The organism is Candidatus Rhabdochlamydia sp. T3358 (genome assembly GCF_901000775.1).
Lineage (GTDB): Bacteria > Chlamydiota > Chlamydiia > Chlamydiales > Rhabdochlamydiaceae > Rhabdochlamydia.
In genome coordinates this window covers 79,029-96,718 of the sequence record NZ_CAAJGQ010000034.1, presented here as the reverse complement: position 1 = coordinate 96,718, position 17,690 = coordinate 79,029, and the positions used below count along the sequence as shown (strand labels likewise).

The 17,690-nt window shown below is 36.6% G+C and carries 14 protein-coding genes; 8 read left to right on the top strand and 6 right to left on the bottom strand.

Translation table 11 applies throughout. The annotated features are described in order from the left end of the window. Nucleotides 1–11 precede the first annotated feature (11 nt). Nucleotides 12–944 carry a signal recognition particle-docking protein FtsY gene (gene ftsY / locus RHTP_RS08140; RefSeq protein WP_138107625.1) on the top strand — a complete coding sequence of 311 codons (933 nt, stop codon included), beginning with the start codon at nucleotides 12–14 and terminating at the stop codon, nucleotides 942–944. 3 nt (nucleotides 945–947) lie between these two features. On the opposite strand, the gene RHTP_RS08135 is transcribed toward ftsY, so the two are convergent. Next, a complete protein-coding gene (locus RHTP_RS08135; RefSeq protein WP_138107624.1) occupies nucleotides 948–1,886 on the bottom strand; it encodes an F-box/LRR-repeat protein in 939 nt (312 codons plus the stop codon). 580 nt (nucleotides 1,887–2,466) lie between these two features. Between RHTP_RS08135 and RHTP_RS08130 the strand changes: the two genes are divergently transcribed. Then, complete coding sequence (locus tag RHTP_RS08130; protein WP_138107623.1) at nucleotides 2,467–3,141, top strand: hypothetical protein; 675 nt, start codon at nucleotides 2,467–2,469, stop codon at nucleotides 3,139–3,141. After that, entirely contained in the window at nucleotides 3,105–5,327 is a 2,223-nt protein-coding gene (gene priA / locus RHTP_RS08125; RefSeq protein ID WP_138107622.1) for a replication restart helicase PriA, read from the top strand. Before RHTP_RS08130 ends, priA begins: the two co-directional genes overlap by 37 nt. Here the strand turns inward: priA and RHTP_RS08120 are convergent. Next, nucleotides 5,324–5,977 (bottom strand): CatB-related O-acetyltransferase, encoded by a 654-nt coding sequence (locus tag RHTP_RS08120; RefSeq protein ID WP_138107621.1) that lies wholly within the window; start codon nucleotides 5,975–5,977, stop codon nucleotides 5,324–5,326. The two genes, priA and RHTP_RS08120, sit on opposite strands and share 4 nt — an antisense overlap. Nucleotides 5,978–6,185: 208 nt before the next feature. On the opposite strand from RHTP_RS08120, the gene RHTP_RS08115 reads away from it, so the two are divergent. From RHTP_RS08115 to lysS, 3 genes are all read left to right on the top strand, one after another. Beyond that, entirely contained in the window at nucleotides 6,186–7,790 is a 1,605-nt protein-coding gene (locus RHTP_RS08115; protein WP_138107620.1) for a peptide ABC transporter substrate-binding protein, read from the top strand. 69 nt (nucleotides 7,791–7,859) lie between these two features. Next, a complete protein-coding gene (locus RHTP_RS08110; RefSeq protein ID WP_138107619.1) occupies nucleotides 7,860–9,533 on the top strand; it encodes a peptide ABC transporter substrate-binding protein in 1,674 nt (557 codons plus the stop codon). Between the two features lie 117 nt (nucleotides 9,534–9,650). Next, nucleotides 9,651–11,216 carry a lysine--tRNA ligase gene (gene lysS, locus RHTP_RS08105; protein ID WP_138107618.1) on the top strand — a complete coding sequence of 522 codons (1,566 nt, stop codon included), beginning with the start codon at nucleotides 9,651–9,653 and terminating at the stop codon, nucleotides 11,214–11,216. A gap of 33 nt (nucleotides 11,217–11,249) precedes the next feature. Here lysS and RHTP_RS08100 read toward each other — a convergent pair whose 3' ends face one another. After that, nucleotides 11,250–11,600: a hypothetical protein gene (locus RHTP_RS08100; RefSeq protein WP_138107617.1), complete on the bottom strand. Its 351-nt coding sequence runs from the start codon at nucleotides 11,598–11,600 to the stop codon at nucleotides 11,250–11,252. A gap of 277 nt (nucleotides 11,601–11,877) precedes the next feature. On the opposite strand from RHTP_RS08100, the gene RHTP_RS08095 reads away from it, so the two are divergent. Further along, entirely contained in the window at nucleotides 11,878–12,849 is a 972-nt protein-coding gene (locus tag RHTP_RS08095; RefSeq protein WP_138107616.1) for an HIT family protein, read from the top strand. A gap of 36 nt (nucleotides 12,850–12,885) precedes the next feature. On the opposite strand, the gene RHTP_RS08090 is transcribed toward RHTP_RS08095, so the two are convergent. The 3 genes from RHTP_RS08090 to RHTP_RS08080 are packed head-to-tail and all read right to left on the bottom strand — an operon-like array spanning nucleotide 12,886 to nucleotide 17,277. Continuing rightward, the gene (locus RHTP_RS08090; protein WP_138107615.1) at nucleotides 12,886–13,149 is read right to left on the bottom strand and encodes a hypothetical protein; all 264 of its coding nucleotides are present in this window, start codon (nucleotides 13,147–13,149) and stop codon (nucleotides 12,886–12,888) included. Further along, nucleotides 13,146–14,561 (bottom strand): cysteine--tRNA ligase, encoded by a 1,416-nt coding sequence (cysS, locus tag RHTP_RS08085; RefSeq protein ID WP_138107656.1) that lies wholly within the window; start codon nucleotides 14,559–14,561, stop codon nucleotides 13,146–13,148. Before cysS ends, RHTP_RS08090 begins: the two co-directional genes overlap by 4 nt. Further along, nucleotides 14,542–17,277, bottom strand: coding sequence for an AMP-binding protein (locus RHTP_RS08080; protein ID WP_138107614.1), 2,736 nt, complete (start codon nucleotides 17,275–17,277; stop codon nucleotides 14,542–14,544). Before RHTP_RS08080 ends, cysS begins: the two co-directional genes overlap by 20 nt. A 172-nt stretch (nucleotides 17,278–17,449) precedes the next feature. On the opposite strand from RHTP_RS08080, the gene RHTP_RS08075 reads away from it, so the two are divergent. Then, nucleotides 17,450–17,650, top strand: a complete 201-nt coding sequence (locus tag RHTP_RS08075) for a hypothetical protein (protein WP_138107613.1) — start codon at nucleotides 17,450–17,452, stop codon at nucleotides 17,648–17,650. Nucleotides 17,651–17,690 lie beyond the last annotated feature (40 nt).

Genomic DNA, 17,690 nt, shown 5'->3' with positions numbered 1-17,690 from the left:
AAAGGGTTCTTATGTTTGGTTTTCTTAAAGAAGGCTTCCAAAAAATTAAACAGGCTATGTCTAAAACCAGGTCTGCTCTTTCCCATAGAATTCGCTCTTTATTTGGAAAACCATGGAACGAAGAAACCTTTGAAGCGCTAGAGCAAATTCTCTTTGAAGCAGACCTAGGATCAGAGTGCGCTTCTTTACTTGTTGAAAAAGCACGCAGTACCCTACGCCTACAACCCAAAGCAGAAATCAACGATATTTTAAAGATATTTTATGAATACACTTTATCCATACTTCAAGAACCTCCTTTCATTATCCCTAAACACTCAGAAGAAAAAACACCTCATGTAATTCTAATCGTAGGTGTTAACGGCAGTGGGAAAACAACCTCTCTTGCAAAACTCGCCTATCAATTTAAAAAACAAGGCAAAAAAGTATTAATTGGGGCAGCAGACACATTTCGTGCGGCTGCCACGGAACAATTAGAGCTTTGGGCTAATCAAATCGGAGTAGATATTGTCAAAGGCAAAACCGGTGCTGACCCTTCAGCTATTGTCTTTGATACATTAACAGCAGCTAAAGCTCGCAGTATAGACATAGTGTTAATCGACACAGCAGGTCGCCTGCAAAATAAAACAGCTCTTATGCAAGAGCTGGAAAAGATTAAACGCGTTATGCAAAAACCGATCCTTTCAGCTCCTCATGAAACCCTGCTTGTCCTAGATGCAACTACAGGACAAAATGCTATTGATCAAGCAGAGACCTTTCATAAGTTCACTCCCCTGACAGGTATCATCATGAGCAAGCTCGATGGTTCTGCTAAAGGTGGTATAGTTCTTTCGATCTACAAAAAACTCCATGTTCCTATCCAATGGATCGGCACAGGTGAGAAAGTCGAGGACTTAGAGGGATTTGAGCCTATCGCGTATGCTTCCTCCCTCTTTGAGATTAGTTAATCATTATAGATCAATCTCAATTGCACTTGGCCACAAAGCTTTAATAAACTCTGCTGTTATACTCTGCTTTAGAGGATTATCTGAGAAATCTACTCGTTGTATTTGTTCCCAATTACACAGTTCTAGATTTTCTAGGTCTTCAGATGAAAGTTCTAATTCATTATCAGAGATACAAAACTTCTTAAGAGAAGTTAAAAGCTTAAGATCTTCCGGCAATTGAGATATTTGGTTTTCTGACACTTTAAGAATTTCTAAAGAAATACATTGACTAATCTCTTTAGGAAGCTCTGTTAGATGATTTGCTTCTGCTTTAAGTTTTTTTAAATTTTTAAGCTGTCCAATTGAAGGAGGTAATCTAGAGAATTTATTAGCGCTTATATTTAGGGACTCTAAGTTGCGCAATTTAATAAGCTCTTTTGATATCTGTGTAAGCTCGCAATTCTCAAAATCTAAAACGGTTACAGTATCTAACACAGATTGATTTTGCGCATCTTCAAACCACTCTCTAATTTCGGCTACAGTTTCAAAAGAAGGTTTATCAGAAATAGGCAGGGCGGCCCATAGTATTCCTAAAAACTGATCGTGTTCGTTTAATTGTTGCTCTAATTCTTCAACTTCTTGAATACAAGAAATGATAGGTAAAGGATCCACAATCTTGCTACAATCAGCTAAGTTACCATTAAAGTCTCTCAAGACCTCAATTACATTTAATGAAAGAAGATCTTCATTTGTTGGAATCTGCTGAATTGCGGGATCTATAAGAAGATCAAATTCCGATGTGTAAGTGTTTAATGCTTTAAGCCTACTACAAAAAAGCTCAGTGATATTCTCATTCCATTGTTTACAAACAAGCCTATTTGTAAGTAGATTATTTGGCTTTATCAAAGAAAAGACTTCAAAAAAGAGTTCTTTTGGCAAAGAGTTAATGTGGACCGGTTGCATATTGTTACCTAAACTTCTAAGTGTAATTAAAGAATTTTTAGAAAAGCACTCATTTGCATTTTCCAAATGTACCTTTCTAGCTGACTAGTGACTTAAGTGACATTTCGCGTTAAATCTTAAGTTTTTCTTAATTATCATTGAGTCCTGGTCACAAAAAAATTTACAGGTAAAAGGTAACGTAAACTTTATTTAATGAAAATAAAATATTTATTAAATATTGACTGCTTTGCATCTTGCAATTGTTGCTTTGAGAAACAAAGAGAGAAAAAATCTTCTGGTTTTAGACCTTTTTTTCATATTGAATATGCATGATGATAGATGCACTTGGCCATAGAGTTTTTAAGGAACTCTACTTTCTGAATGAGGAATAAAAGATGTTGAAAAAGATGAACTCTGCCATTGAATGTCCATAATTTTAGTAAGGGGGATTGTACCCAAGTAAGCTAACAGAAACCTTAATTTTAGCAATAAATAAATTTTGAAAAATAGGAATCTATCTAAATTTAAGAATAAGAACTAAACCTGTAAACAATCTAAGACTTCATGTAACATGCAGATAGAATAAAAAGCATGTAATCCTATGTTAAATACACTACAGAAAGAATTGCTTGATCTTATTAGCCAAGCAACTGGTTTACTCAAAGAAAGCTCCTGTTCTTCACGTATTTCACCAGAGGCTTACGAATTTTTTCATCCTCCTATCCCACTTTCAGAAACAATAAAGCCTTTGGCAAAACCACAAGAAGTCAAACAAAAGCCCATTTTAAAACAAACATCTCTTGATAGCTGGCCTTCTATTCGATCCAAGCTACAAAAGATTGCTCCTAACATAAAGTTACACGATACAATACTCGATGATCTCAAAGCACAAAAAGCAGCTAATTCCTGGAATGAGCAAATAGAAGTTGTCATCATTACTGGTTCTGTTTCAAATGAAGAGCTGCTTTTCTTAAAAGATCTTGCAAGAGCTATTCATGATCGTTTATCCGTTACTAAATTAATTTCTGGCACGAAATTAGAAAAAGAAAAAGGCTGGGAATCCTTTTTCAAAAAAAATAGCCTTAAACTGATCATTCTTACACAGGCAGCGCAGCAATACACTACATTGATGTGTTATAAGCAGCAGAAAAACCAGCTAGCAGCTATTCCTCTTATTATTCTTGAGGCATTAGAAACATATATACAGCCTGATCAAAAAACCGCTCTTTGGAAATCTCTATGTCAGATCTTAACTCCGGCAGCATCGTCTCTGTAATTTTGGATCAAGCCATTAATATGACCCTTGATTATAAAATCTGCCTAGAACTTATAGGTCGTATTCATATAGGTTCTCGGGTAAAGGTCCCTCTACAAGGATCTACCAGATTAGCTACAGTTATCGAGATTAAACAAACGACGCCTATAAAAAAGCTACGTGAGATTATAGAGCTTTTAGATACACCTGTTTTACCCAAAGATCTAGTCTCCCTTGCTAAGTGGATGGCCCACTATTATTGCTGTCCTTTGCGCAAAGTCTTGCAAGTAATCCTGCCACCTAGCGTGCGTAAAGACACAGGAGCTAAGCAACAGTTATTTATCAAGCCTCTTCTTGATAAATCAAGGCTAAAAGAGTTATGTGAAAGCTTGCGTTTAACATCTCCTACACAAGCTGAGGTAGTATCGACTCTTTTACAAGCTCCTAAAGGATTATTGCTCAGTGAACTGATGGAAAAAGCAAATGTCTCTCGTAGTCCAATTGATACACTGGTTAAAAAAAATATATTAAGTTGCTCTTCGATTACCATTGATCGCTCTAAATTGTTGGAATGGGAATTCTTTAGAACTAAGCCAAAATCGCTAAATCCGGAACAGGCAAAAGCACTTGAATCCATAAAACACAGCTTAAATACAAACCAGTTTCAGACACATCTATTATATGGAGTAACCGGAAGTGGAAAAACAGAAGTATATCTACAAGCGATTCAACATGCACTAGAACAAGGGAAAAGCATCATATTTCTCGTTCCAGAAATTGCTTTAACTTCTCAAACCATTGAAAGATTAAGAAGTAGATTTTTGCAAAAATTAGCCATTTTGCACTATCGGCTCTCTACTGGGGAAAAAAGAGATGCTTGGCATAATATTGCAGCTAATACCACTCCTATTGTAATTGGGGCTAGATCTGCTGTATTTAGCCCTGCTTGTAGATTAGGTCTAATCATTGTTGATGAAGAACATGAGAGCTCTTACAAACAAACAGAAGAATCTCCTAGATACCATGCACGTGATATAGCTGTTATGCGCGCTAAGCTAAATCAAGCAACAGTGATCCTGGGCAGCGCAACTCCTAGCTTAGAAAGCTATCAAAATACCCTTTTAGATAAATACCATTTAAATACGCTGTCCAAAAGAGCTGACAAAGCGCATTTGCCACAAATACAAATCGTTGATATGCGTCCTCAATACCAAAAAGCTAAGGGATTCACTCTATTTTCTGAAATACTGATTGAGAAAATCAAACAGAAGATAGCACTTGGTGAACAGGTGCTGCTTTTTTTAAACCGAAGAGGCTATCACACTTCACAACTCTGCTTAAACTGTTCCTACGTGGTAAGTTGTCCTCATTGTGATATCTCCTTGACCTTTTATTTAAAAGAAAACCAATTTAGCTGCCATCTATGTGATTTTTGTCTCCCTCCCCCTAAATCTTGTCCCAAATGCCATGCAGAAGGACAACTAAAATTTAAAGGAGTCGGTACAGAATTAGTAGAGCGTTCTTTAAAGGCTCTTCTTCCAGAAGCGCACACACTGCGTATTGATAGAGATACAACTCGCCACAAAGGAAGTCACGAAATATTACTAAAACAGTTTCGCACAGGCAAAGCTGATGTGTTGATCGGAACACAAATGATCGCAAAAGGCCTGCATTTTCCTTTAGTGACATTAGTAGGTGTTCTCATGGCTGATAGCAACTTACAAATCCCTGATTTTCGAGCCAGTGAAACCACCTTTCAATTGCTCACTCAAGTAGCTGGCAGATCCGGAAGAGGATCCCTATTAGGAGAAGTGATCATCCAAACCCTTCTTCCAGAACATATGATTCTCTCTTTAGCCCAACAACAAAATTTTGAAGGTTTTTTTGCTCAAGAAATACAAACACGTCAGCTATTTTTCTATCCTCCTTTTACCAGGCTTGTAAAGCTGGTCTTTAGCGGAAAAACAGAGTTCCAAGTTGTAGAATATGCAGAAAAGATCCGAAAAGACCTAATAAGAAAACTGAATCATTGTGAAATTCTACCACTTATCGCCTGCGGTCATGCTAAAATTAAAGACATGTTCCGCTACCAGTTTCTGATTAAGGCTAAAAAATTGATCCCTATACTGCCTCAATTACATCAGATATCACAGCACAAAGAGATCAAACTCTCTATTGATGTGGATCCCCTGTCTACTTTTTTTTAGCCTACATCTACCTTGCTAAGACTCGCTTCTTCTAAACGATCAATATCGAGATTACAGATCAATTTTAAGTTCTGATTGATCTTCTCTATATTCCAATCCCACCAAGCTATTTTTAAAAGACGGCTAATCGTTTGATCATCAAATCGCATCTTTACAACTTTAGCTGGATTCCCGGCAACGATAGAGTAAGCAGGAACATCTTTAACAACCATAGCTCTAGCAGCAATAATTGCGCCATTACCTATAGTTACTCCATTCATAATCAAAGAATCGTATCCGAACCAAACATCATTTCCTACAATAATGTCTCCTTTAACTGGCAAGTCATAGACGTTAAAAGCATGCTCCCATCCATGACCGAAAATAGGAAAAGGATAAGTGCTTATTGCATCGAGTTTATGATCTCCTGTCATGATAAAGCGTGTTTCAGCTGCAATTGCACAAAATTTGCCGATGATAAGTTTTACCTTGGAAAAGTCATAGTTATAAAGGACATTGTATTCCTCAAAATTTTCTGGTCCATGTCTTCGATCATCAAAGTACGTATAATCACCAACGATAATATTGCTTGCCTTGATGAAATTCTTAAGAAATACGAGTTTGTTATAACCTTTTATAGGATAAATCAAATTTGGATCAGGCCATGTCATTTGTAAAATCTCCTTGATGTATCCTAATCAGGAATAGCATCTCTTTTTCTTAGGTCTTGATAAATTTTTCATGCGTAGCTTTATTTGGTAATGAAGCACTGGATGCCCACTCGCTATAAGCTTTCCTCAGATACCACTTTATAACTTACAAATAAATTTTTAATAGATTATTGTCCTTATCTTAAAATATAGATTAAGAGGCTTCACTATGAAAAAGATCCTAATTTTTCTTTTTATTATTGCTAGTATACTTGTATCTACTCAAATTCTATTTACCAAACCTCAAAATATATCTAAAACAAGAAATATGATTCGTTTAAATATAAAAAAAGAACCCCCAACCATGGATCCTCGCAAAGGAGGAGATGTGTGTTCTACACAAATGCACTTTCTATTTTTTGAAGGACTTCTAAAAGTATACCCAGATCAATCTATTAAGCTTGCACAAGCAGAATCCTATGAAGTATCAGAGGATAAACTCACCTATACTTTTTTCTTAAGAGATACTGTTTGGTCTAATCATACACCTGTTACTGCTTATGATTTTGAGCAATCTTGGAAAGATGTCCTTGATCCCAAGTTTCCTTCGATGAGTGCGCAACTATTCTCTCCCATAAAAAATGCTGACGCGGCTAAAAAGGGTCTTGTTTCTCTTGATGAGGTAGGCATTAAAGCAACAGATGCCAAAACTCTTGTAATTACTTTAGAAAAACCTACTCCTTATCTTTTCAAATTGCTTTCTTTTTGTGCTTTTTCTCCTGTAAATATCGAAAACGACAGAGAAAATCCCGATTGGGCTTACCATGCGGGGTCCACCTTTTTGAGCAACGGCCCCTTTAGATTAGAAAAGTGGGATCATGAAAAGCAAATCATTGCTATACGTAACCCTACATATCGAAAAACAGAAGATCTACACCCAGAAAAAATTATTTTTAACATTGTGGAAAATAATGAAATAACACTGCAAATGTTTGAAAAAGGTCTAGTGGATATCATTGGAGATTGCTTAACCGATATCCCCTTAGAGGAGATCCCTCATTTAGAAAAAAAATGGACAATTTCTCGTGAAGAAGCAGCTACTACAGCGTTCATTAATATTAATACAGATCAGTTTCCTCTCAATCACCCTAAAATCCGCAGAGCACTCGGCCTTGCTATTAACCGGGAGGAGCTGGTTAGATATATTGCCTATCAAGCAAGTTCTGTAGCAACAAATATGGTTCCTCCTTATTTAAAAGAAAATCGTCATCGCTCTTTTTTTACAGATAATGATGGAGTCCAAGCACGTATTTTTTTAGAAGATGGATTAAGAGAATTGGGAGTTAGCAAAGAAGCCTTCGACTCTGTTGTTCTCTATTACTATTCTTATGGAACAAGTGAATTGGTACAAACCATCCAACAACAATGGCTAAAAACTTTGGGTCTTTTGATTAAAATTGAGTGTTTAGACTTTAGAAGTGCTGTGGAAAAGCTCATTCAAGGAGATTACTTCATGTGTCTTACTGCTTGGGCTGCGATGTATCACGATCCAATGAGTGTTCTAGAAAGATTTAGATATAAAACATATATAACAAATTTTTCTAATTGGGAAAATCCAGAGTATATCAAATTACTCGATCGATCTTTTTATGAAGAGGCAGATAAAAGGTTTTACACGTTAGAACAAGCAGAAAAGATTTTTTTAGATGAGATGCCCTTTATTCCCTTATATCATGAGGACTATGTATATATCATAAACCCTCGCTTACCTTTTAGAGTATCTTTATGGGGAGATCGAATCCTATTGCCTCAGTCTTTAAAAGATAAAAATTAAATTATTATTTTTACGATAGGCAAATAATCTTCTTGATGCATATAATTATCTTCTTTTAAAGGATATCTCATGAAATATACCTTGTTTTTCATCCTTATTATTGTTGTCGGTTTTTTCTTTTTCTCATTTATTAAATCCAAAAAAAAGATACAGATTCTTCATTTAAATATGAAAAAACAACCAAAAACAATGGATCCACGCAAAGAAGGAGATATGTATTCTACACAAATGCACTCTCTATTTTTTGAAGGACTTCTAAAAGTATACCCAGATCAATCTATTAAGCTTGCACAAGCAGAATCTTATGAAGTATCAGAGGATAAACTCACCTATACTTTTTTCTTAAGAGATACTGTTTGGTCTAATCATACACCTGTTACTGCTTATGATTTTGAGCAATCTTGGAAAGATGTCCTTGATCCCAAGTTTCCTTCGATGAGTGCGCAACTATTCTCTCCCATAAAAAATGCTGACGCGGCTAAAAAGGGTCTTGTTTCTCTTGATGAGGTAGGCATTAAAGCAACAGATGCCAAAACTCTTGTAATTACTTTAGAAAAACCTACTCCTTATCTTTTCAAATTGCTTTCTTTTTGTGCTTTTTCTCCTGTAAATATCGAAAACGACAGAGAAAATCCCGATTGGGCTTACCATGCGGGGTCCACCTTTTTGAGCAACGGCCCCTTTAGATTAGATAAGTGGGATCATGAAAAGCAAATCATTGCTATACGTAACCCTACATATCGAAAAACAGAAGATCTACACCCAGAACAAATTATTTTTAACATTGTGGAAAATAATGAAATAACACTGCAAATGTTTGAAAAAGGTCTAGTGGATATCATTGGAGATTGCTTAACCGATATCCCCTTAGAGGAGATCCCTCATTTAGAAAAAAAATGGACAATCTCTCGCAAGCCAGCAGCTTCTACCGTTCTTATTAACTTTAATATAGATAAGCCCCCTTTTAATCACCCTAAAATCCGTAAAGCATTTAGCTTTGCTATCAACCGCGAAAAATTAATTGGATCATCTGGAAAAGATGTCAAAAAAAACCTCTTAAAGTATCCTATTAATATTGCCTACCAAGCAAGTTCTGCAGCCACAAATATGGTTCCGCCTTGCTTAAAAGAAAATCGTCATCGCTCTTTTTTTACAGATAGTGATGGAACCCAAGCACGTATTTTATTAGAAGAAGGCCTAATAGAGATAGGACTTACCAAAACAGCTTTTAACTCTATTGTTCTCTACTATTACTCTCAATTTCCTGGAACGAGAGAACTGATGGAAGCTATCCAACAACAATGGTTAGATGCTTTAGACATTTTGATTACAATAGAATGTTTAGAGTTTAGAAATGCTGTAGACAAGCTAAGCAGCGGAGACTATTCTATGTGTTTTATGCACTGGGAAGCCATGTATCAAGATCCGATGAGTGTTTTAGAAAGGTTTAAGTACAAATCCTATGCAACAAATTTCTCTAACTGGGAGAATGCAGAGTATATCAAATTACTCGATCGATCTTTTTATGAAGAGGCAGATAAAAGATTTCAAACTCTAGAACAAGCGGAAAAACTTATTTTAAATGAGATGCCCGCTATTCCCTTATATCATGAGGATTATGTGTACATCATAAATCCACGCTTACCTTTTACTATACCTGTTTGGTGGGGGGATCGCATGTTGTTACCACTATCTCCTGAGGACAAGCAAGTACAAAACGAAAATAAATATGCTCATTCTTAAATTTTTATTTTAAAGCAGAAGAAAAAACCCTCTTTTGCTGATGGGTATTCTCTTCTCTGCTTGCAGTTTTGCAAGTAACACTCTAAAATAGTGGAAAAATTTCAAAGAGATCCACCTATGCAAAAACCAGATTACTACGAACAGGAAGAATTTCAAAATCGTTTACGTAAATTAGAAGAGATTAAACAACTAGGAATCGATCCTTATCCTCCTACTTTTTCTCCTGAAAATACCGCTCAACAACTACACACAAAGTGGTTAGATAAAAAAGCTGGGACTAGTGAAGAAGCCGAAGAAGCCAAAACAGAAAAAACCTCTGTAGCTGGCAGACTTGTGCTCTTTCGTGGAATGGGGAAAAACGCCTTTGCTCAACTACAGGATGAAACCGGTCGCATCCAAGTGATGTTTAATAAAAACACAACCTGCGTAGATGGTTTTCAGCCCAGTGGAGAAATGAGCTCCCTAAAGTTTTTGGAAAAGAAGATCGACTTAGGGGATTTTTTAGGAGTAGAGGGGTATTTATTTCACACCCATAAAGGAGAACTTACCCTTTATGCTCATAGAGTGAAAATACTTTGTAAAAGCTTACTTCCGCTGCCTGATAAACATAGTGGACTTGCAGATAAAGGTGTGCGATATCGCAAGCGCTGGCTTGATTTAATTGCAAATCCTGATGTGGTGCACACTTTTGTTATGCGCTCTCGCATTTTAGAGCTTACACGCAGCTATTTTCATAGATTAGGTTTTATGGAAGTAGAAACTCCTGTCCTGCAAAATACCTATGGAGGCGCATCTGCAAAACCTTTTATAACCCATCTTCACGCGCTAGACCAAGAAATGTTTTTGAGGATTTCTTTAGAAATTCCCTTAAAAAAATTGATTGCAGGAGGACTACTAAAGGTCTTTGAAATGGGAAAGGTCTTCCGCAACGAAGGAATTGATCGTACTCACAACCCAGAGTTTACCGAGCTAGAGGCCTATGCTGCCTATTGGGATTATAACGATATGATGCAGCTAGTGGAAAACCTATTTGAAGAGTTAGCCCTTAAGTTATTTAACACCACTCAGCTCACTTTTCAAAAAGAAGCAGAAGAGATAACTATTAATTTAAAGGCTCCTTGGAAACGTCTTTCTATGAAAGATAGCATTCTTACCTATGCCAAAATAAACGTAGATCAAATGAGTGAAAAAGAGCTCTCTGATTACCTGATTAAAAATACCGCTCTTGATCCAAAAGAATTGCAGAAAGCTAGCAAAGGAGCTTTAATTGCACATGCTTTTGAAGAGTTTGTAGAAGAACATCTGATCCAACCCCATCATATCATCGATCATCCGATTGAAACCACCCCTCTTTGTAAACTACATCGCAATCCAAAACTGAAACAAGAGCGCTTTGTAGAAAGATTTGAGACCTTTATCCTAGGCTCAGAGTTTTGTAATTCTTACACAGAGCTCAATGACCCTATTTTACAAAGAGAGCTTTTAGAAGCCCAGGCAGAAAAACGTGCTGCAGGCGATGAAGAAGCCTCTCCTTTAGATGAAGAGTTCCTAGAGTCGATTTGCCAGGGTATTCCCAATACCGGTGGAATGGGAATGGGAATGGATCGTTTAGTGATGTTGCTAACAAAAGCTAACTCTATTCGAGATGTTCTCTTCTTTCCTATCATGCGCCCAGAAGAGTAAAATTTAGGGAGCTGAAACAAGCTCCCTGATTTTTCAAAGGGACAAAGAATCATGAGATCGAGCCCTATTCTGGAAATAATTTTTAACCATGCAAAGGCCAAATATACCAAGCACAGTACTAGCAAAAAAAGGTGTGCTGCTCAAAGTTAATCCTTGGTCTTTATAAGATGCTCCAATTCCTACCATAGATCCACCTATTGCTAAATTTGTTGCAGCAAATGCAAAAAAACCTTTTACCAACTGTTTGTGCAATCGACTAACGTCTTGTTGATTGACTCTGTGAGATCCATTTGGTGCACGTAGATCTCCTGCTGGTTCCTCTAAAGGAACAGGCACATATACAGAACCGGGTATAGAACCATATTGTAATTGTGGCGCTGACATAAATAACCTCCTTAAAACATAAGCATTGATGGTCAAATTAAAAATTCGCATAACGAACATAAAACATTTATACTTTATCATCCATATCTTTTTTTAAATCTGGATGTTCACTCTTTAGAAGATCTTCAAATGACTGAAAGAAATTTATCACACAGTGCAGGAGCGATTTGGGGCGTTTAGAAAAACAGACCCCTATTATTACTATTGAATTTTTTTCTATTTATATGATATATTTTATCTGCTAGTTAATGATTTAACTAATTTTAAGGATAAAATTATGAGTTCTATAGTGCCCCATTCACATACATCTCCTGTGTATGAACTATCTCAAGAGATTCAAGACCAATTAGTTGCCTCATATGGCAATGGTACTACAAAAATGATTATCCCTAAGAGTTCATTTGGCTATAATGCCGTAGTAATCAGCCAAGAATCTTCATCTGATAAAATTGAAAGTTTAATTCAAGGAGCGCGCAACGTTTATGATGCAACTCGAGAGTTACTCTTTGTATGGCAAAAAGATGAAGTAACCGACTACCTTCATTATAGAGAAGACTCTCCTAACTACGCGATGCAAATAACGCCTTTCCCTAGAACAAGTTGGGCTCTCTTGCAACAGTTAAGCTTTCTAAAGAACGTTACTCTTGGGACAGAGTATAGCCAGAACCCGATAGAAGCCGAATCATTTAGAGAAAAATATAACCAATTAAAAGATGCAGGAGAGTTTGAAAATATTGAATCTTTCTTAAAAGAAGCACCTTCATTAGACTTACCAGATTTTAATCTAGAGCAGATGAAACAACAGGAGGTAATTAAAGGTGTATTCACAAAGGTTTTTATTAATTATAAACCTACAGCACCAGTTCATCTTTTAATAATACCAGATCGTCCTGATGCCAAAAGGTTTTCTGATTTAACACGCGGCGAATTTATAGAAATACACCTGCTATCAGAAAAGATAAAAGAAATATATAAAGAAGCAAATGGCAGTGCGACTATTTCTATTTTCAGTAAAACAGGTCAACAAGCAGGACAAACAGTTGGTCGCAATCATTTTCATATTACCGTTGGTGAGACACAGTCTAAGTTACGACTAGCTCTTTCTTATTTAAGAAAGATATTTCTCCCTTATGCTCCTCTTTCAGCAGATGCAATTAGTGCCCAAGTAATCCAACGAAAAGTAGAGCTTAGCAAGCTTCCAGCATTTATAGAGTCTTATAGAGCTGACTTAGATAAAAAAACAGATTAAATGTAAAAGGAGCCAAGCTTTTTTAGCTTGGCTTTTTTAGCTTTTTTGTTGCTGCTCCACAATCTGACTGACAAGCTTTAAGCCATGATCGGTGAGGTAAACTTTATTTACCTCTGCTTTCTTAATAAAATTAGCTTGAGCTAAATCACGTGCGATAACTTGTGCTCCTTTAGTATTTTGCCCAATGGCTTTGGCTATCTCTAAGCAGTCAATTTGCCCATAAGGGGTTCCTGATTGCATGGCTAATTCATAGAGTTTAAGCACAAAGATCTCATCTTTTGTCATGGCTTTTTGTGTCATATGGTTCTCATTTTTTTTAAACGTGGGCCCTGAGGACTATCTTCTATACAGTACCCTCGTGTCTGGATTTTATCACGGTAGCTGTCGGCTAATTTCCAGTTTTTCTCTCTGCGTGCATGTTGTCTTAAACGCAGAGCTTCTTGCAAATCATCTGGTATGGATTCTTCTTCTACAAATATACACCCTAGTACCGTATCGATCTTTTGTAGGAAGGTGAATATTTTTTTTGCTTCACTTAAAGAGACTTTTTTTTCATCACAAAGAGTGTTGACTTGACGAATCAATTCAAATAGAGCAGCTAGCGCTGCAGAAATATTTAAATCATCTGCAAGATGGGCATAAAACATCTCTTCTGCTGTCTTCAAAATGTCTGTAGTAGAGTCTATTTCTAGATCCATTGCCAATGTCTTCAGTCTTACAATGAAATCATCTATTCTCTGCAAAGAAGCACGCGCTGCCTCTAGGGCTCTAAAAGTAAAATTAAGCTGGGTACGATAATGGGTTTGTATTAAGAGATAACGAATATAACGCCCCTCATATCCTTTTGCAATAAGATCTCGCAAGGTATAGAAGTTGCCCAAGCTTTTTGACATTTTCTTATGATCGATTAAAAGATGCTCTATATGTACCCAGTATTTGACAAACTTTGAACAAGAAAAGGCCTCTGATTGAGCAATCTCATTTTCATGATGAGGAAACATATTGTCTACTCCTCCAGCATGGATGTCTATACTAGAGCCCAATAATTTCATAGCCATCGCAGAGCATTCTATATGCCATCCTGGACGCCCAGGACCAAACGGACTATCCCAATAAATCCCCTGCTCTTTTTCTGGATCATAGGCTTTCCATAAAGCAAAATCAGCTATATTTTCTTTCTCATATTCATCTTCTGACATCCGATTAGAAGCACCAGCTTCTAACTGATCTAGGCAAAGGTGTGAAAGACGCCCATAGGAAGGAAACTGGGCAATGGAAAAATAAATGCTTTTATCTACTCCTTGATAAGCTATTTTTAACTCAAGCAACTTCTGAATAATCAAAATCATTTCTTCTATATACTCTGTAGCTCGAGGATAATATTCGACAGGCTCTATATTCAGAGAATGAAGATCCTCGAAAAAAGCCTCTTCGTAAGGTCTTGTGTATTCATGCAAAGATACCTTTTGCGCGATTGCTGCTTTAATCGTCTTATCGTCAATATCAGTGATATTCATGGCTTGGATGATCTGATATCCTAAAAGCCTCAAGCTTCTACGCAGCAGATCTTCTGCAATATAGGTACGAAAGTTTCCAATATGTGCGTAGTTGTAAATAGTGGGACCGCATGTATACATGTGGATTGTTTTACCATCTAAAGGCAAAACCTCTTCTTTCTTTCTACTCTCTGTATTATAGATCTTTAAATGCATCATTGTTTCTTTTACTCAATTCATCTAATAAGCGGTAATTCTTTTTTCCAGTGCCCGTTAAAGGTATTTGCGAAATCATGCGCACTTCAGAGACCTTTACAATTTTTCCAAATCCTTCTTCTTTCAAAATAGCGTTAATTTCCTCTTTAGAAACAGAAAAGGTAGTGAACAGAATCAACTGGGGTTTTTCTGCTTCTATCTCACGCATACTAATTGCTAAACCAGCCCCCTCTTTTTCCCCTGTTAACCATTGCTTACGATGCGCTACTTCTATCAGCTCTTCTTCTATGCCATCTAAGCCAATCATTTCACCGCCAATTTTAATCACCCTTTTTAATCTACCAGATAAAATAAGTGCTCCTTCAGGATTAATATAGCCTAAATCCCCTGAACCATACCATTTTTTTTCTTGAAAAACAATAAAAGGATTAGAGCTAGAATCAAGATATCCTTTAAACACATTTAGACCTGAAATATAGATTTCCCCCTCTTGGCCTAATGGTTTAGGTTCCTTTGTTTTTACATCCAAAATACAAATCTCTGTATGATTCAAAGGAAAACCAACCCCATTTCTACCTTTTCTAGGCAGATTGCTTGTAACTAAAGGGCTACATTCTGTGGCTCCATACCCTTCAACAACCTGAGCTTTTGGTAAGAAACGCTTTACATAAGTAAACAGTTCCTCAGGAGCTTTTTCTGCTCCTGATAAAATAAAACGCAAAGAATCCAACTCCTTTGGCTTTGCCACTCGAAAAAGCCCTTGAATAAAGCTTGGCGAGCAGCAAAATATCGTGGGCTTCCAATACGCTATATCTTGTGCCATCCCATAACTATCTGTTGGATCAGGAGCATAACAGGTTTTAATTCCAGCTAAAAGCGGCATCATTCCTGTAAGAGAAAATCCCATAGAGTGAAAAGGGGGCAGTACTGCATAAAGACAAGATCCAAATTCTATAACATCAAGAGCAATACAATCTCTTTGATTAGTGAGCAAATTCTCATGCGATAGACCAACTGCCTTTGGGAACGCCTCTGTTCCACTAGTAAATAAGATGACTGCATCCTGATCTTTTTTGACTTTATCTAAACCAAGGTAGCCAACTAAAAATTCACTAGATAACAAAGAACCAATTGCCGCCTTTAATTTAGTTGTAATTCCTATCTTTTTTTTAATATCCTCTAAAAAGAGCATTCGATTTTCTTCTAATTTACCAAAATCCACTTCATTTAAACGATCTAAAAAACGATGCGAGGTAATCACAAATTGCAGCTTAACAAGATCCACTGCATGATCTAAAGAACGAGTACCCATTGTCCAATTCAACATAACAGGGATCTTATTAGATAGCCAAATTGCAGAGATCACAAGATATGCAGCAGCAGAAGAGGGCAAAAGAACGCCTATATATTTTCCTGGAAGAGAACGAAAGTATGACTCAAGTGCTAAGGCAGAGCGTTTAAACTTAGAATAGGAGAATACTCCTGCTATATGATCAGCGCAAGCAACCGAGGAAGACATTCTATCAAAGCTGCGCAATAAAACTTGTCCCATCGTTTCCCCTTCCGGAATCTTTATGCTTGGACGTTTTTTCTTTTCTATCCAAGCTACTGGCAATGATGGCAATACGTTACTTTTATCTTTTTCTTTTTCAGGACCAGAAGCACTTTGTAAAAGATCTTCAACAACTTGCAATTTTTCTGGATTTACTCCGACAACCGCATATTGCTCCTCCAAAAATACACATAAGCCTGCGATATCCAATGAATCAAGACCTAGATCTCGAGATAGATCCATTTCCCTTTTGATCCGCCCTTCTGGATATCCAGATAGCTTGCTCAAATGGGCAAAAATCGTTTTTTGCACATCAGAGGTCACTATCTGGTTTGCAATTAGCCCAACAGGACTTTGCTGTTGAATAATTTCCGGGATTTTTTTACCCCATTGAGAGTAAGAGACAAGCGTTAATACTTCTGCTCCTGGTTCAGGATAGCGATTATACCATTCTTCTAAATACTTATTAAAATCTACACGTGTTGTATCCCAAGGAAAATCTAAAGGAGGCAGAGAAAATTCTACTTTTACCTTGCGCTTAGGCATAAAGAAAAATCCACTTTTACATAAAAGCTTAGCGCATCTTCTTAAGATTTGGCCAAAATTAGGAGATATTCCGGTTATTGCGCGAGAGAATTGACTCCCCCAAAGCCCTGTTGTTCGCACTAACACTATATTAAGCTCAGGGCAGAGTTGTAGTAAACGATGCACAAAAGAAGCTCCACCAATGATTTCAAAACCGGAGATTTTTAAACGACCAGAAGGATAAATCATGAAATGATTTTTCTCTTTAAGACCTTTAACAATTTCTTGCATACATTGATCTACTTTTTTCCCGCGCCACTTACTAGCCAATGCATCCATTGTCGGCAAAGGGATCGCCTTAACTAGATCCATAAACCAACGAAATCCTTTAAGATAATAAAAATGCTCAACTACAAGGGGCCTGGGCTGGAATAAAGGCCATAGAAGGCTCTCGATAATCACAGGGTCTATTTCAGCGGGGTGATTAGGTAAAAATAAAATCCCACCTGGTTTTTTAAAAGAATGATTTTTGATGCTTTCCCAGCCACAGACCTCAATACGATAGCGTAAGGAGAGCAATTTGCGAGTAATCCAACAAAAACCATTTAATAACCAAGTAGTTGGTTTATTCCGCTTCATAAAATCTCCTTGAGCCTAAGAGCATAAATTAAAAAAAATACACTTGCTTTGTTTTAAAATCAGTAATATTAATAAAAGAAGTGAAAAACAATCAACTTTATTGGCAAAATACACAATAAAAAAAATAAAATTAACTTAGTTTAAAATTTGTATATAATTAAAATATAGCTATATGAAAATCAATAAACCATCTTCTCAACAACAGTCGAATAATTCCACTTTTAAAGTTTCTACTTCTTCTTTACTTAGATCTTTAAAAAAAATATTTGATGAAGCTACTGAAGCTCCTACACATTTATCTAAAAATACATACTCATTAGAGCATGTCTGCAGAGATCTTAAAGATCTTTTCAAACCTTTTATATCTCATTAAAAAAAATCATTTAAAAAAACTCCTAAATTAAGTTAAGTAA

Coding starts and splice junctions, on each gene's coding strand:
- RHTP_RS08135 (WP_138107624.1), bottom strand. CDS start 1,886: ATGCAACCGGTCCACATTAACTCTTTGCCAAAAGAACTCTTTTTTGAA.
- RHTP_RS08095 (WP_138107616.1), top strand. CDS start 11,878: ATGAGTTCTATAGTGCCCCATTCACATACATCTCCTGTGTATGAACTA.
- cysS (WP_138107656.1), bottom strand. CDS start 14,561: ATGCATTTAAAGATCTATAATACAGAGAGTAGAAAGAAAGAAGAGGTT.
- RHTP_RS08130 (WP_138107623.1), top strand. CDS start 2,467: ATGTTAAATACACTACAGAAAGAATTGCTTGATCTTATTAGCCAAGCA.
- lysS (WP_138107618.1), top strand. CDS start 9,651: ATGCAAAAACCAGATTACTACGAACAGGAAGAATTTCAAAATCGTTTA.
- RHTP_RS08115 (WP_138107620.1), top strand. CDS start 6,186: ATGAAAAAGATCCTAATTTTTCTTTTTATTATTGCTAGTATACTTGTA.
- RHTP_RS08120 (WP_138107621.1), bottom strand. CDS start 5,977: ATGACATGGCCTGATCCAAATTTGATTTATCCTATAAAAGGTTATAAC.
- RHTP_RS08110 (WP_138107619.1), top strand. CDS start 7,860: ATGAAATATACCTTGTTTTTCATCCTTATTATTGTTGTCGGTTTTTTC.
- RHTP_RS08075 (WP_138107613.1), top strand. CDS start 17,450: ATGAAAATCAATAAACCATCTTCTCAACAACAGTCGAATAATTCCACT.
- RHTP_RS08100 (WP_138107617.1), bottom strand. CDS start 11,600: ATGTCAGCGCCACAATTACAATATGGTTCTATACCCGGTTCTGTATAT.
- ftsY (WP_138107625.1), top strand. CDS start 12: ATGTTTGGTTTTCTTAAAGAAGGCTTCCAAAAAATTAAACAGGCTATG.
- priA (WP_138107622.1), top strand. CDS start 3,105: ATGTCAGATCTTAACTCCGGCAGCATCGTCTCTGTAATTTTGGATCAA.
- RHTP_RS08090 (WP_138107615.1), bottom strand. CDS start 13,149: ATGACACAAAAAGCCATGACAAAAGATGAGATCTTTGTGCTTAAACTC.
- RHTP_RS08080 (WP_138107614.1), bottom strand. CDS start 17,277: ATGAAGCGGAATAAACCAACTACTTGGTTATTAAATGGTTTTTGTTGG.